Annotated in this window: 13 protein-coding genes and 1 pseudogene; 7 read left to right on the top strand and 7 right to left on the bottom strand. The window is 42.4% G+C overall.

Going from position 1 to position 13,783, the window contains the following annotated elements:
• From W234_RS0101670 to W234_RS0101660, 3 genes are all read right to left on the bottom strand, one after another.
• A partial coding sequence (locus tag W234_RS0101670) for an IS1595 family transposase (protein WP_025644138.1) occupies window positions 1-515 on the bottom strand: 515 nt, incomplete at its 3' end.
• 39 nt (window positions 516-554) lie between these two features.
• Window positions 555-923, bottom strand: a complete 369-nt coding sequence (locus tag W234_RS0101665) for a hypothetical protein (RefSeq protein WP_025644136.1) — start codon at window positions 921-923, stop codon at window positions 555-557.
• 219 nt (window positions 924-1,142) lie between these two features.
• On the bottom strand, window positions 1,143-2,087 hold the full coding sequence (locus tag W234_RS0101660) for a DNA-binding protein (RefSeq protein ID WP_025644134.1): 945 nt from the start codon (window positions 2,085-2,087) through the stop codon (window positions 1,143-1,145).
• A gap of 281 nt (window positions 2,088-2,368) precedes the next feature.
• Here W234_RS0101660 and W234_RS0101655 point away from each other — a divergent pair, with 281 nt between their 5' ends.
• Window positions 2,369-2,902, top strand: a complete 534-nt coding sequence (locus W234_RS0101655; protein WP_025644132.1) for a plasmid replication DNA-binding protein — start codon at window positions 2,369-2,371, stop codon at window positions 2,900-2,902.
• 24 nt (window positions 2,903-2,926) lie between these two features.
• Here W234_RS0101655 and W234_RS0101650 read toward each other — a convergent pair whose 3' ends face one another.
• A complete protein-coding gene (locus W234_RS0101650; RefSeq protein ID WP_025644130.1) occupies window positions 2,927-3,979 on the bottom strand; it encodes a relaxase/mobilization nuclease domain-containing protein in 1,053 nt (350 codons plus the stop codon).
• Window positions 3,976-4,296 (bottom strand): plasmid mobilization protein, encoded by a 321-nt coding sequence (locus W234_RS0101645; protein ID WP_025644128.1) that lies wholly within the window; start codon window positions 4,294-4,296, stop codon window positions 3,976-3,978. Before W234_RS0101645 ends, W234_RS0101650 begins: the two co-directional genes overlap by 4 nt.
• A gap of 352 nt (window positions 4,297-4,648) precedes the next feature.
• Here W234_RS0101645 and W234_RS0101640 point away from each other — a divergent pair, with 352 nt between their 5' ends.
• From W234_RS0101640 to W234_RS14635, 6 genes and pseudogenes are all read left to right on the top strand, one after another.
• On the top strand, window positions 4,649-5,209 hold the full coding sequence (locus tag W234_RS0101640; protein ID WP_025644126.1) for a hypothetical protein: 561 nt from the start codon (window positions 4,649-4,651) through the stop codon (window positions 5,207-5,209).
• A gap of 1,106 nt (window positions 5,210-6,315) precedes the next feature.
• On the top strand, window positions 6,316-6,729 hold the full coding sequence (locus tag W234_RS0101635; RefSeq protein ID WP_227502390.1) for a cation efflux protein, CzcI-like: 414 nt from the start codon (window positions 6,316-6,318) through the stop codon (window positions 6,727-6,729).
• Between the two features lie 48 nt (window positions 6,730-6,777).
• Window positions 6,778-8,103 (top strand): TolC family protein, encoded by a 1,326-nt coding sequence (locus W234_RS0101630; RefSeq protein WP_025644122.1) that lies wholly within the window; start codon window positions 6,778-6,780, stop codon window positions 8,101-8,103.
• 1 nt (window position 8,104) lies between these two features.
• On the top strand, window positions 8,105-9,334 hold the full coding sequence (locus tag W234_RS0101625; RefSeq protein WP_025644120.1) for an efflux RND transporter periplasmic adaptor subunit: 1,230 nt from the start codon (window positions 8,105-8,107) through the stop codon (window positions 9,332-9,334).
• Complete coding sequence (locus W234_RS0101620) at window positions 9,324-12,473, top strand: efflux RND transporter permease subunit (RefSeq protein ID WP_025644118.1); 3,150 nt, start codon at window positions 9,324-9,326, stop codon at window positions 12,471-12,473. The genes W234_RS0101625 and W234_RS0101620 overlap by 11 nt, the downstream gene beginning before the upstream one ends.
• Window positions 12,474-12,551: 78 nt before the next feature.
• Window positions 12,552-12,674: pseudogene (locus W234_RS14635) on the top strand (cation transporter); the annotation flags it as partial.
• A gap of 30 nt (window positions 12,675-12,704) precedes the next feature.
• Here the strand turns inward: W234_RS14635 and W234_RS14630 are convergent.
• Together W234_RS14630 and W234_RS0101605 are read right to left on the bottom strand one after the other, a co-directional pair.
• Entirely contained in the window at window positions 12,705-12,848 is a 144-nt protein-coding gene (locus tag W234_RS14630) for a hypothetical protein (RefSeq protein ID WP_178377961.1), read from the bottom strand.
• Window positions 12,849-12,947: 99 nt separating this feature from the next.
• On the bottom strand, window positions 12,948-13,781 hold the full coding sequence (locus W234_RS0101605; protein WP_025644116.1) for a cation transporter: 834 nt from the start codon (window positions 13,779-13,781) through the stop codon (window positions 12,948-12,950).
• Window positions 13,782-13,783 lie beyond the last annotated feature (2 nt).

Raw genomic sequence — 13,783 nt, 5'->3', positions numbered from 1 at the left:
TTCCAAAAGTTCTCAATGCCATTGATGTGATTGTTTTTACCACAAGTAAACTCTTTAGAGTGATTGACTCTGAAATGTTTGAATTCGCTCACATCTAATGCATTATAACTTCGATAGCTATCCGTATAAACAAAGCTGTCAGGCTTGATGTTACGCTTGATGACAGGCATTAGGGTGGTTTGTTTGGTGTCTGCTACGACAATGGTATAAACCTTACCGTTTCGTTTTAGAATACCAAATACAGCGGTTTTACCAGCAGCCCCGCGACCTCTTTTGCCTTTGCGTACGCCACCAAAGTAACTTTCATCTAATTCGACTTCGCCATCAAAAAGCTCATCAGCTTGTAATGAGAGATGGTAATCTATCACAAGTCTTATTTTATGATAAAAAAGTGCAGCAGTGTTAGGCTGAATATCAAGCAAATCTGCGGCTGTTCTAGCAGTCACTTCAGCTGTAAAAAACTCTAACAGCCTTCGCTGTACTTTTTTACTTAGTTTACAACGGGTTATCTTCATAAAAGTAGTCTAGCATAGTGCTTATCTACTACAGCCCCATTATGGAATTATACTCTCCATGTATTCTACTGCTTTTTCTGCAAGCGGGTAGATCTCTGAATTATATAAACAGTAACTATTAAGTTCTTCCGACCAGCCTACAAGTAGCGTGCCACCTGTATAATAAACCTCTCTTTTTTCACTATCTTCGTCACCCTGTTTTAAATATGCTTCGCATTCAGGGTTCCAATGGTTCATTGCCATTGATGAATTAAAAGATGGGTCACGATTATCTATAATAATCCCATCTTCATTTAACACCTCAATAATTTGCTCTATATTACTAGTAGTCTGTCCTTTAACCACGTCTAAAGCAACTTGCTCTTTGGAGGTAAGATTTCTTTTAGATGTTCTGTTTTTAGCAGTCATATTTCCATCCTAAGTATTTTAAATAGGCTTACGATTATGGATAAAATTAAGAATTCTCACAATAGAGAATTCTAAAATCTCCGATAAATTTGTTGCAACATTATTACCATTCAGCCTATAGCCAAAGACTCAAGTCCTCACTAGGGATATGAGTCTGTAGACTGCGCTGAATACCTTATTCTAAGGTGATTAAATATTGTTAGTAGTGCGTATCAGGCCTTAATCTAAATCCTTATTTATCGCCGCTTGCATCTTCTCAAGCTCTATCGTCAATGCACTGCTCTTTTCTTGCTCAGCGCTATAACTGGTCGATACCGTTTCATACTGCTTAAGCAGCAGCTGGTGATCTGTGTTTAGTGTCGCTTGCTGTTGCATCAGCTGATCATTCAGTCCTGATAGCTTATCGCGCTCGATAGTAACCGCTTTTAACTCCCCTTTAACCTCTGCAGTAGCGGTTGCTATCTCGTTGCGCTCAGTGGTGACTGTTTTTAACTCTGTTTTAACCTCTTCAAGTTCTGCACTTAAACGGGCAACCTCTGCTTTATCACTAACAGCGTTAGCCTCAAGCGTGGCCACTCTCGATATATTGACGTTAAGCTCTTTTGCTTGCTGATCAAAGCTACTGCGCAGATCTGCAAGTTGAGCCTGAGCCGCATCTGTTTTAGCTCGTTCAAGCTCCAACTGGTGCTGAGTATCGGCCAAGGTCTGCTTAAACCTATCACGTTCAGCTGTCGCCTGTTCAGCCGCTTTAGCTTTTGTCTCTGCAGTGGCCGTTACCTCGTCTAGTTGCACCAACAAATCAGCCTGCTCACCTTCTAAGGTCTTAACCGCCTCTTGCGCCTCGTCTGTCTCAGCTTGCGCCTTGGCCTTAATGCTCTCTAAGGCCTCACGATCTTTAACCAAGCGATCATTGGCGATATCAACCGCCGTCTGCCACACATCCGCACCAAGCGTCTGTAAGCGCTCAGTAATACCACTGGGCAGCTCAACCTGTCTTAGCTGCTCTTCTTCTTTGTTATCCTGACGCCAAGACTTCATAGCTTCACTGATGGTCGTAAATGAACCACCCCCAAGCGCCTTACGCACTTCGGCTAGAGTAGGCTTGATACCTTGTTCTTGCAGTTGATCAGCAGTGCTATGAACCTGTTGAATAGTGAGTGCCATAGTCATGTCCTTAATTTTGTATTTGTATGAGTAGATATGTAGTTTTTATATGATATTGTATGTAGTATAATACAATATACAACATACTACAATACAGAATACAAAAATACCTCAGGTGATTTGAGGTGTCTTTTAATGTATTGAGTTGATAGTTGGCCGCAGACACGGATAGAGCATTAGTATTTGCCAAATGGTGAGGTTGGTGCGATAGTTACTCACTGAACGTTCTGAACAGTTGCACTGTACAGGGGCTAAAAACGTACTTGAACACTAGGTGAGCAATGAACATATCGGTGACAAAGGCAGCAAAACAGTGGGGTGTATCGAGAACCACTATCTATCAGAAGATCAATGATGGTGAGCTTTCCAGAACCGCTGACAAGAAAATTGATACCTCAGAGATGATCCGAGTGTTTGGTGAGCCTGTCACTAAAAAACGTACTGAACAATCCGCGAACACTAGCAATAGTACGTCCTTGAACAGTCAAAACGTACAGAACAGTACAGCACTTGAACACCAATTAGCGCTTGAGAAGTTGAAGAATGAACACTTAGGTCAGCAAGTTCGTGATCAAAAACAGCTGATAGCGAATTACCAAGAGCAAATAAGTCAGCTCAACAAAACACTAGAAAAAGCCAATGCCAGTATTCATGACTTAACGCAGATCCGACTGCTAGAGTTTAAAGGCACTGACCCTGAACATAGCGATCACCAGCAACAAGTATCATTAGAGCCTGAGCCGCTATCTGAAAAAGAAGCCGCAGCTGCGCCCACACCTACCAAAAGAAAAAGATGGCTTGGGTTTTGGTTTTGATTGCTGAACAGTGCAGTCAAACGATTACGGCCTTGGCCCATTGTAAGAACGCTGCGGGGCTGGTGTATCTACTCTAGGGGTAGCATCCTGTGATTGCTCCATGCTGACAACGTCCTTGATCTCTAAATCTAAAGGCTCAGGCGCTTTGATGTCACCATATAACTCTTGATGATACGCTTTTTTGATCTCCATACCTTTAGTCCATGTCCTTAAATCTCGATTGCCACGTGACTCACTGACTCTCTCATAATCTTGCTGCCGCTCCTCTGCTAACGCCTGAAAACCCTCTTCATAAACAGTGCCCTTGAGCCTAACATTTCGCTTCATTTTAGGATGCGCCACGCTGATACTGCTTTTGGTTGCTCTCTTGATGGTTAATCCCATACCTTCTAGCGCATAACGCACACTACTACGGTTATTAAGACTGCCCTCTGCTAGGCTATGTCGCATTCTTCGATCAATGGCTTCTTTTAAAGCAAAAGTGCTCTCAGGATTAGCGATGATCTCATTATCTTCTTTTTCCTGCTCCTTCTCTTTAGACTTAGGCGGCCTATCATATGGAGTTGGCCGTGGCGCATTATTCACATAAGGGTTGATTAGCCGCTTACGCTCTGGGTCATTAGGATCTGTTAGGCCATATTCTTGATTGATGATGTTCTTAAACGCATTGACTCGTACCAGATCAGCGCCAGCATAAAATGGCTGCAGCCGCTTACCACTTCGTAGCTCTTGGCAAGGGATCACAAAATTTAGCTCCAGCCGTCCACCCTTATCAGTATGTTCAACCCACAATATATCGTACTGATCGGGCTCAAGCCCTACAAACAGTGTCTCTTCAAAGCGCTGCATAATGTCTTTTTTCTGCTCATCAGTAAATTGTGTCGCATCTTCCGTAAAAGATAATACCCCTGACTTATACTTTTGCTTGAATGGTGTGGTATTAATCAGCTGCTCAGTGAGCCTAGGATCGCCGTAGAGCACCTTTGCACCCTCCCTAGGGGTATCCTTACCGCCCAATAAGTAATTAAGCGGCCCTGCGCCTGATCCTTGCCCTCGCCTAAAGAATTTAACAATCATGACTCACCTCGCAAATGCTCATTAAGCAGCGCATCGATAGACACCCTAATCGCTTTAATCTGCTCAAGTACGTTTTCATCTAATGCCTTATCGATGTTAACGTGCTTAGTAACCTGATTGAGGTTAGAACCAATACGGCCAAGTGCGCGAACCAACTCAGGGTCAGCTGGCTTCATTGGGGTTACCCCTAAACCCAAATCACGCATCCAACCTGCCATTGTCGTTCCCTGCTGCCGTCTTTTCAGCTTGGCCAACTCATCCTCTGTGACTCGAATCGCAATCTCTTTAGTTCTTTTTTTACCGCTAATTGGTGGCATAAGACTGGCTCCTGTTCTAGGTATAGGGGTGGTTGGGGGGTCAAGGGGGCGATAGCCCCTTTGTCAGCACCTAAGAGAGGATATTGTAGCGAAGCGAAAATAGCCCCCTCTTAGGACTGCTGGCTTAAAATAATATCATAAATGTGTATATATGATAGAAAATATATGTCTATATATAATGAAAGATATATGTGTATATATGATAACGACATATGTCTATATACAATATAATTAATGTCTATATATACTTATATCTATGTCTATACATACGCTGTATACTAAAAAAATAAATGTGTATATATGCAAATACTGAAGTATGATCAGCACTCTATAGAAGCAATAAGGAGTAGTTATGAGTGAAGTGCCGTACTCTAAACGCAAGGTAAACATGATGCGAGTGAACGCTATAAGAAAGGAGGGATCTATAGCTAAGAATTTATTTATAGCCTTTATTAGCGGTGTTCATATTCTAGATTTTGATAGCGAAGATGCTAAAAATTACCCTATAGACTACTACACATTTAAGAAAATAATAGAACATACACCAAGCATCGAAAAGCTTCACGATCAGATAAACACCTATCGAGCAGCTCAAATATTGGAACTACTGGGTACGAGTGTTGACAACAAGAAACTGAGTTTTTTAACGGCACATAAAGATCCGCTTAGTAACACGTCAGCTCAAGAGATACTAGATATTATCAAAGCAGACTTGAACAATTACAAATTGCTCCTAGATGCGTTTATTTGCTATAGGCATCGTAAAGCTGTAAGAAATTTACGACTCAAAGTCAAAAAAGAACTTGGTATAACTAACGAAGAAGTAAAGGTCTATAAGATATACATGAAAATACCTGATAGCCTTCGACCTTTTATTAATAGCTATAAAAAGCAGCAGCAAGAAAAACAGTAAAAATTTCAAATTTTTCTTTTTTTTTTGAATCTTTCCTCTCTCTCCCTCTTAATCAGTGTGCCCACTAGAGTATGCCCACAGCGTATGTCCACATAAGCAGCAAGGGCAACAGCGCCTGAGCTACTCCTAAAGGGCTCCGCGCTGTTGCCCTTGCTATGTGGACAACCCTGATGGACAACTCTGTGGACAACTGCTTGGAGGGAGAGAGGTTGAAGTTTTGGGCAACACTCACCCTAAAGCGCCCACAAGTAAAAACTTGCGAACCCTTTAGAGTATTGCCCTGACAACTGCCTGTCGGTCGATCGGCATCGTCTCGGGAAGTCATCACTGTATCAAGCTGACTCTGTTATGATTACGGCTGATAGCACCGCCTAGACACGCTCATAACCGCTATATAGCCGTTTCTACGCTAGCAAGGGTTAACACCCAATATACCGCTACGAATACGCTAATATAACCTCTCATTGCGTTGCTCAATATGTCTAGTAACCCCTGTCGGGAGCTTGCTTGTCACCCACGCAATGCAGTCGTCACTGAGGCCTGCCACCCATTGCTAGGGAACAGTTAAAGAGCGTTGATAGGGCGAAGGTAGCGAGCAAATAGGCGGTTTTACTGAGTAAAATTGGTAACTTACAGTAGTAATATGAGTAATTTGATTGCAAAGTAGCCTAGATTTGGCTTAAAATAGACCCTAATGGGCTTAATTGCTGGTCAAATAACGCACTGCATATGCTTATTTGGTCGTTACAGGCGTCGCCAAACGTCTGTAACCGTTAATGAACATTAAACGATAAACCCCCCTATTACGTCAAGTAGTAGGGGGGTTTATTTTTTATAATTTTCAAAATTCGTAGATTATGAGACCATCCCGAATTCTGTGTAACTGCCGTTTAGATTAAATGCTTGCTGATACGGTCATCAAACATAATCATAAAACGATTCAGAGCAGACGTCCAGTTACGGATTGGCATCGACCACTTTTTTTGGGAAACTCTCATGGAAAATTGCCTTTTGAGTTTGAAGCAATGTACAATGATAAGATTAACCCGTTAGGTCAGGTGGCCTAACTTAAATAAAAAGTCTCCGACAAACCCGGTACGGTTCAGATGATGCGTTCTACTACATGGATTACAGTCTTGGTTGGATTGTTCATGTTCCAAAGCTTTTGGAATGTGGCGGCGGCCTTTTGTGTCCATGAACAACAGCCTCAATCACAGCAGAGTTATCATTTTGGTCATCACCAAAATACCTTGTGTGCCAGCGATAGTCGTCAACACGATCATAATGGACAGTCAGAAAACATAAAAACATTCAGTAGCGATTTAGAAATCGGTGAAGATCATCAAGATCATCTACCATCGATGATGCATTTGATTGTACAAAATGAAAAAGTAGATGTGTTTCATCCAAGCTCTGAAGTTAAAGTGAATCCACAATTTCATTGGAAAAACAGCTATCAGGCTCCTGACCTGTTTCAACAAAGCCTACCTCCCGAATTTTCCCCGCTCATGGTGGGGTAGCCTAAAACATTCCCACCACTTTTATTATTTAAATAAGTGGGAAAAATCATGTCTTCACAATCAATTATACTCTTGCGTCATAGCTTGGTTGCTTGTATATGTGCAGCGGCTATGCAATATAGCTATGCTGAAAACGTTACCAGCTTTGAATCCGCTTTAGCAAAAGTACAAAGTTACCAGACTCAAGACAAGCCGTGGCAACAAGTTCAGCAAATATCTGAATTGAATATTCAGCAAAGTCGGTTATGGCAGAATCCAAGTATAAGTTTAGAACAGTCTGGCTTTGGCTCAGGTCAAGAACAGGAATTCAATGTTGGCGTTAGTCAACCTCTAGATCTATTTGGTCAGCGTAAGCTGAACCGGGTGATTGCCAATACCTCGAATCAACAAATCCAATTGCAACAGCAATTATGGAAGGCACAAAGCCAACTGATTGTTAAATTTGCATGGTCGCAATTTGCACTTGCTGAGGTTGAGCAGTCTGCTTATTCAGTACAGTTAAAAACAAGTAAAGTCAATCTGGACAGTGCCCAGAAACGCTATCAGGCAGGCAGTATTGCCCTGGTTGATTTTGAGCGTGCCCAAATTGAAGCGCTAGAAATCCAACGACTTTATGAGCAAGCGATGCTGAATAAACAAGCTGCCGGTCGTCAGCTGTCTAATTTGTGGGGGGGAGAAACATCTTCACATCTTCAATTGAATAAAACCGCTATCCCTTGGCCAGAGCAAAGTCTCCAAACTGTGCAACGGTATATTGCTGAAGGGTGGCTAGAAAAACTCTATGCCTTGAACATTCAGCAATCGGATCATCAAATTGAAAATTTAAGAATTCAGGCACGTCCCAATCCGACTTTAAATGTAGGCATGAAACGTAGCAAAACCCCTAATGAAAGCAACGATACGACTTTAGCAATCGGCGTGGCTATTCCACTGAATATTTTCAATCGCCAGCAATATGCGATCCCGATGGTCCAGCAACAGCAAATATTGCTGAACCAACAGCAGCAGCGTGAGCTGAAGCAACAAATACTCGATATTGCCAACAGCATGCATCAGCTCAAAGGTTTACGTAGCCAGTTCGATGCCACAACAGCACAAGTTACTTTGGCGACCAAAGTTCAGAGCCGTACTTTACTAGGGTTTCAGGCAGGGAAACTGTCCATTACCGACGTTCAGCAAGCAACCACCCAACTGCAGAATCTTCGATTGGGTCAATTACAAACTCTACGTCAAGCTTGGCAAACTGCCCTAGCAGCTGAGGCACTCAGTATTGGCACAAGTTATGAAGAAATTAGCCGTTCGGATGCCTATACACAACTGAATAAAAAGGCAGTCGAAGCATCGCAAAATTTAATCAATGGGGGAGCACGATAAAATGAACGCCAAGCAAAACGGAAAAATATCCCAGTCTCTCATGATTGTAGTTTTGATTCTGATTACGGTCTTGGTCAGTCTGGCTATTTGGTTAAGTTCAAAAAAAACTGAATCTGAGGGGCAGGGTTATGATGAGGGAAATGCCGAATATTCTGATGAAGATAGTTCTGAAGAAGGACATGCTGAAGAAGGCGAAATACAACTGACCAGCCAACAAATGGTTGAACAAGGTTTAAAAGTTGCTGTTGCATCCACAGGATTGGTTGAAAAGCTGACAACCCTGCCAGGTAAATTGGTGGTGAATACCGATCAACAAGCGCATATATCGCCTAATTTTAGTGGTTATGTCGAGCAGATCAATGTGGCTTTAGGACAGAGCGTGCAAAAAGGACAAACGCTGGCTGTACTAACCGTGCCTGAACTGATCGACCAACAGGCAAATCTGCGTATGGCACAGGTGAATCTGGATTTGGCCCGTAAAGATTACCAGCGCGAACAGCAACTCTGGTCACAGGGGGTTTCTGCCAAACAGGATTACCAGCGTGCCGAAAATGCCTACCGTCAAGCGCAGATTACTGTCCAGTCCTCACAAGCACGTTTAAATGCATTAGGTGCAAGTGGCAATAACAATGGGCGTTTTCTGATTAAAGCACCGATCTCTGGGGTGATCAGTCAAAAAGATATTGTGGTCGGTGAAAATGTGCAACTGGCTAATCAGCTCTTTGTCATTGAACAGCTGAAAGATTTATGGCTTGAGTTTAATTTGCCGAATCAATTCTCAGGTCAACTGCAAGCCGGGCAAAAAATTGACTTTAAAGTGAATGATTCAGATCAAAGCTATAAAGCTACTGTACAAAGCTTAACCTCTCAGGCAGATGTACAAACAGGGCGTCTGGTGGTGCGCGCAAAACTCGATGCGCAAGCTACTGAGTTGCGTTCTAATGTGTTAGTGAGAGTGTTGATTCCGGAAGCTACAGCAAAATCAGCCCTTCGGATTCAAAAGTCTGCGCTGCAAAGTATTGAAGGTGAAGACAGTATTTTCATCGTAGATTCAGAACAAAAAGGTCAAGTCCACTTAAAAGCACAGAAAGTGCAATTGGGGCAGGCTTCAAGTGATGGACAATGGCTTGAAGTGATTTCTGGGCTGACTGAAGGGCAGAAGTATATCGCTCAAGGCAGTTTCTTGTTGAAATCTGAATTAGAAAAAGACGAGGCAGGCCATGGACATTAATTCTGATCTACCAAAACCAGAAGGTTTATTCGAACGAATCATTCAGTTTTCCATACAAAATGCGATTTGGGTGTTGCTCTTTGCCTGTACCTGGATTGCGGTCGGGGTGTATAGCTATCAGAAACTCCCGATTGATGCTGTACCCGATATTACCAATACCCAAGTCCAGATTAATACTCAAGCCAAGGGTTTTACTGCGCTTGAAGTCGAACAGCTGATTACCTATCCCATTGAAAATGCCATGGCTGGCATTCCGGATCTGGAGCTTACCCGTTCCATATCCCGTTATGGACTCTCTCAAGTCACCATTATCTTTAAAGATGGGACTGATATTTATTGGGCCCGTCAGCAGATTAACCAACGGACACAGGAGGCGCAATCTGAGTTGCCTGCACAAATCGCACCGACGATGTCCCCCGTTTCTACGGGTCTCGGTGAGATTTATCAATGGGTACTGAAGGCAGATCCGAATGCGAAAAAGCCGGATGGAACTGCATACACGCCGATGGATTTGCGTGAGATTCAGGACTGGATTGTGCGTCCTCAACTGCAACGTGTTAAGGGAGTTGCAGAGGTCAACAGTATTGGTGGTTTTGAAAAAACCTATGTGGTCTCTCCCGATTTAAACCGGATGCAGCAACTGAATATCTCATTAGAACAACTGCAACAGGCTTTAGCGCAAAATAATGAGAACCGAGGTGCAGGTTATATTGAAGACAATGGTCAGCAACTGACGGTACGTGTACCGGGTGCATTCAATGGGCTTTCTGATATTGAGAACACCATGCTGGGTAGCCCAAATGGCAGCCCAATTCGGGTTGGTGATATTGCGCAAGTCTCTATTGGGCATGATTTAAGAACCGGTGGGGCAACCTATAACGGCAAAGAAACCGTTTTAGGGGTTGTCATGATGGCGATGGGTGGAAATAGCCAGACTGTTTCTAAAGCTGTGGATGCCAAGCTTCAAGATATTCAGAATAGTTTGCCTAAAGGGGTAGTGATTGAAACGGTGTACGACCGTACTATCTTGGTTGAGAAGGCGATTAAAACCGTTCAGAAAAACTTGGTAGAGGGAGCAATCCTGGTCATCATCATTCTGTTCCTGTTTTTAGGGAATATCCGTGCTGCCTTGATTACTGCCTGTGTCATTCCACTCTCTATGCTGTTTACCTTAACCGGGATGGCACAGCAAAATATCAGTGCCAATCTGATGAGTTTAGGTGCACTCGATTTCGGCATCATTGTCGATGGTGCTGTGGTGATTGTCGAAAACTGTATCCGGCGTTTAGCCCATACACAGCAACTGTTAAAACGACCTCTCACACAAAGTGAACGCTTTAAGGAAGTTTTTCTGGCTGCCCGCCAAGCACGTCGTCCTCTTATTTTTGGTCAGCTTATTATTTTGGTGGTGTATTTGCCGATTTTTGCTTTAAGTGGTGTGGAAGCAAAAATGTTCCATCCGATGGCATTGGCAGTGGTACTCGCCCTTGTTGCAGCCATTATTTTATCGATCACCTTTGTGCCTGCTGCTGTGGCATTGTGGGTCAAAGGCGATATTCAAGAAAAAGAAAGTCGTTGGATGTTATGGCTAAAAGCTAAATATCAGCAAACTCTTGATATTTCGTATCAATACAAAGCAGTTGTGCTGACTTTTGCACTGTGTTTATTAGTGATTACGGGATTTATCAGTACCAAACTCGGCAGTGAATTTGCACCACAGCTCAGTGAAGGAGACTTTGCGATACAACAGTTACGTTCACCAAGTACAGGCTTAGAAGAGTCTTTACGTATTCAGGAGAATACTGAAAAACTTCTTTTAAAGAGTTTCCCTGAAATTAAGGCAGTATTTGCCAGAACGGGTACAGCCGAGGTTGCAACAGATGTCATGCCACCCAATATTTCAGATGGCTATATCATGTTAAAGCCTCGTTCAGAATGGCCAAATCCTAAAGAAAGTTTAGATGAATTACGTGGCCGTATGGTGACGTATTTAGCCACGATTCCAGGCAATAATAGTGAATTTTCACAACCGATTGAACTCCGATTTAATGAATTGATCTCAGGTGTGCGTAGTGATGTTGGTGTGAAAATCTTCGGTGATGATATGAATGTCCTCAATACTGAGGCGACTAAAATCTCCAAAATCATTCAGCAAATATCGGGTAGCAGTGCCGTGAAAGTTGAGCAGACCTCAGGTTTGCCATTACTGAATGTCGAGGTAAATAAAACTTTGGCTGCACAATATGGTTTGAGTGTGCGTTCAATTCAAGACCTTGTGGCAACCAATATTGGTGGACAAAGCGTGGGAGAGATTTTAGAAGGCGATCGTCGTTTTGATTTTGTTATCCGTCTTGGAGAGCAAGACCGTAGTGTCGCATCTGTTTCCCAGTTACCTATTCAGCTTCCAAATGGTGGCAGTATTTTATTGTCGGATGTCGCGCAAGTCTCGACCATTGAAGGAATCAACCAAGTCAGTCGAGAAAATGGTAAACGCCGAGTTGTGGTTACAACGAATGTTGAAGGGCGTGATTTAGGGTCTTTTGTTTCTGATGTACAGACACAGCTCAAAGCATACACTTTGCCAAGTGGTTATTGGATAGAATATGGCGGTCAGTTTGAAAATTTGGCTTCAGCCAAAGCACGGATGCAAATCGTGATTCCACTGGCTTTAATCACTATCTTTATTTTACTGATGGCGGTCTTTCACAATGTCAAAGAAAGTCTATTGGTCTTTACCGGGATACCCTTTGCCTTGACCGGTGGTGTGCTGTTCCTTTGGCTAAGGGATATTCCATTATCGATGTCAGCTGGAATTGGCTTTATTGCCTTATCTGGTGTTGCAGTCCTCAATGGACTGGTAATGCTGACCTTTATTAAGGAATTAAGGGACAAATATCCAGTGCATAAAGCCGTGTGGCAAGGGGCTATTTTGCGCTTAAGACCAGTGTTGATGACAGCTTGTGTGGCTTCACTGGGTTTTGTACCAATGGCGCTGGCAACCGGAACAGGGGCTGAGGTTCAACGGCCACTGGCAACCGTAGTGATTGGCGGGATTATCTCTTCAACATTACTAACTTTGGTGCTGTTACCCGTGCTTTATCGTTGGATAAATGAAAAAAAAAGTTTCTTAATCCAATAGATTAGTCGATTTACAGCAGAGATATTGGCTGTTATCCAATATCTCTGCTCATCATAAATAGAATAAGGAAAATATTTTATGTCAGAACATCATGATCATAGCCATGCGGTTGTTACTGAAGAAAATAGTAAGAAGTTAATGGTTGCCTTAGGTTTAACGACTACTTTTTTAATAGTAGAAGTTGTCGCTGCTTTTGAGACCATCCCGAATTCTGTGTAACTGCCGTTTAGATTAAATACTTACACAAAATTTAGGAAGGTCTCCCAGATTCTTATCAAAGACTTCATCATCTATTATTCGCCAAACGGCAACTTGCTGATGGTCTTTGGTGGTGACTAGATTTAAAGTTTGTTCAATCATTGCTTGAGGTCTCATATCCTTATGATGTTTATTTGCTTCAAACCCAGTTACTTTACACTTAGCGGTTTAATTAAGCTACTTACTTGAGCTATTTGCTTCAGTTATTAGGCTTGGCTACTTACTCAACTTCAATATTCTAAAGGCGCCCTGAATAACTAAAGCAAATACGATGCTACCAATAATCAAATCAGGCGTACTAGAGTGTAACCAATTAACCAAAATCCCTGCAACAATTACCCCTAAATTGATAATCACATCGTTTGAAGTGAAAATCATACTGGCTTGCATATGGGCTTCTTCTTCTTTGCTTTTCGATTTTTGTAGTAAATAGAGGCAAATCGAGTTTGCAATTAGCGCAAGAATCGATATGACTATCATGGTAGAAAAGTCAGGTAACTGCTCATTGCCAAAGAAACGTCTTAGTACTTCTAAAAAACCAAGAATCGCTAGCGTAATTTGAAAATATCCGGCAATTCTAGCAATCCGTTTTTTCTTAATGACCGTTCCACCGACCGCAAATAAGCTAATTCCGTACACGAAGCTATCTGCTAACATATCTAAGCTGTCGGCGACCAACCCCATCGAACGAGAAATCAGTCCCGTGCTCATTTCAATAATAAAGAAAGCAAAGTTAATGACCAGCACTATCCATAGTAGCTTTCTTTGCTCAGCATCTTTTTTGTGACTAGAGTCAGCATCAATTTTAAAATTATTGTTGGGATCAGAGGGGTCAATGGTTTCGGTCGAGAGTAGGGTGTCTCCTAATTTTAGGTCATGAATAGCAGTCTCTATCCCTTCTATATTGTCATGATGAAACACAGTTAATTGACGGTTAGGAATGTCGAACTCAAGATGTTCAATATTCGAGTGGCCCTCTAATTTCATTCGGATTAGGTTTTCCTCCGAAGGGCAGTCCATCTTCGATATTTTAAAAGTTGTTTTATTCATAG

Source organism: Psychrobacter sp. TB15, assembly GCF_000511655.1.
GTDB classification, from domain to species: domain Bacteria; phylum Pseudomonadota; class Gammaproteobacteria; order Pseudomonadales; family Moraxellaceae; genus Psychrobacter; species Psychrobacter submarinus.
Note: the sequence above shows the minus strand (reverse complement) of the source record. Positions and strands in the feature narration are given on the sequence as shown.

Bases quoted from the DNA above. Each gene is read 5' to 3' on its own strand.
- W234_RS0101640 (WP_025644126.1), top strand. From the start codon at position 4,649: ATGAGTGAAGTGCCGTACTCTAAACGCAAGGTAAACATGATGCGAGTG.
- W234_RS0101620 (WP_025644118.1), top strand. From the start codon at position 9,324: ATGGACATTAATTCTGATCTACCAAAACCAGAAGGTTTATTCGAACGA.
- W234_RS0101660 (WP_025644134.1), bottom strand. From the start codon at position 2,087: ATGGCACTCACTATTCAACAGGTTCATAGCACTGCTGATCAACTGCAA.
- W234_RS0101630 (WP_025644122.1), top strand. From the start codon at position 6,778: ATGTCTTCACAATCAATTATACTCTTGCGTCATAGCTTGGTTGCTTGT.
- W234_RS0101645 (WP_025644128.1), bottom strand. From the start codon at position 4,296: ATGCCACCAATTAGCGGTAAAAAAAGAACTAAAGAGATTGCGATTCGA.
- W234_RS0101625 (WP_025644120.1), top strand. From the start codon at position 8,105: ATGAACGCCAAGCAAAACGGAAAAATATCCCAGTCTCTCATGATTGTA.
- W234_RS14630 (WP_178377961.1), bottom strand. From the start codon at position 12,848: ATGAGACCTCAAGCAATGATTGAACAAACTTTAAATCTAGTCACCACC.
- W234_RS0101665 (WP_025644136.1), bottom strand. From the start codon at position 923: ATGACTGCTAAAAACAGAACATCTAAAAGAAATCTTACCTCCAAAGAG.
- W234_RS0101605 (WP_025644116.1), bottom strand. From the start codon at position 13,781: ATGAATAAAACAACTTTTAAAATATCGAAGATGGACTGCCCTTCGGAG.
- W234_RS0101635 (WP_227502390.1), top strand. From the start codon at position 6,316: ATGATGCGTTCTACTACATGGATTACAGTCTTGGTTGGATTGTTCATG.
- W234_RS0101650 (WP_025644130.1), bottom strand. From the start codon at position 3,979: ATGATTGTTAAATTCTTTAGGCGAGGGCAAGGATCAGGCGCAGGGCCG.
- W234_RS0101655 (WP_025644132.1), top strand. From the start codon at position 2,369: ATGAACATATCGGTGACAAAGGCAGCAAAACAGTGGGGTGTATCGAGA.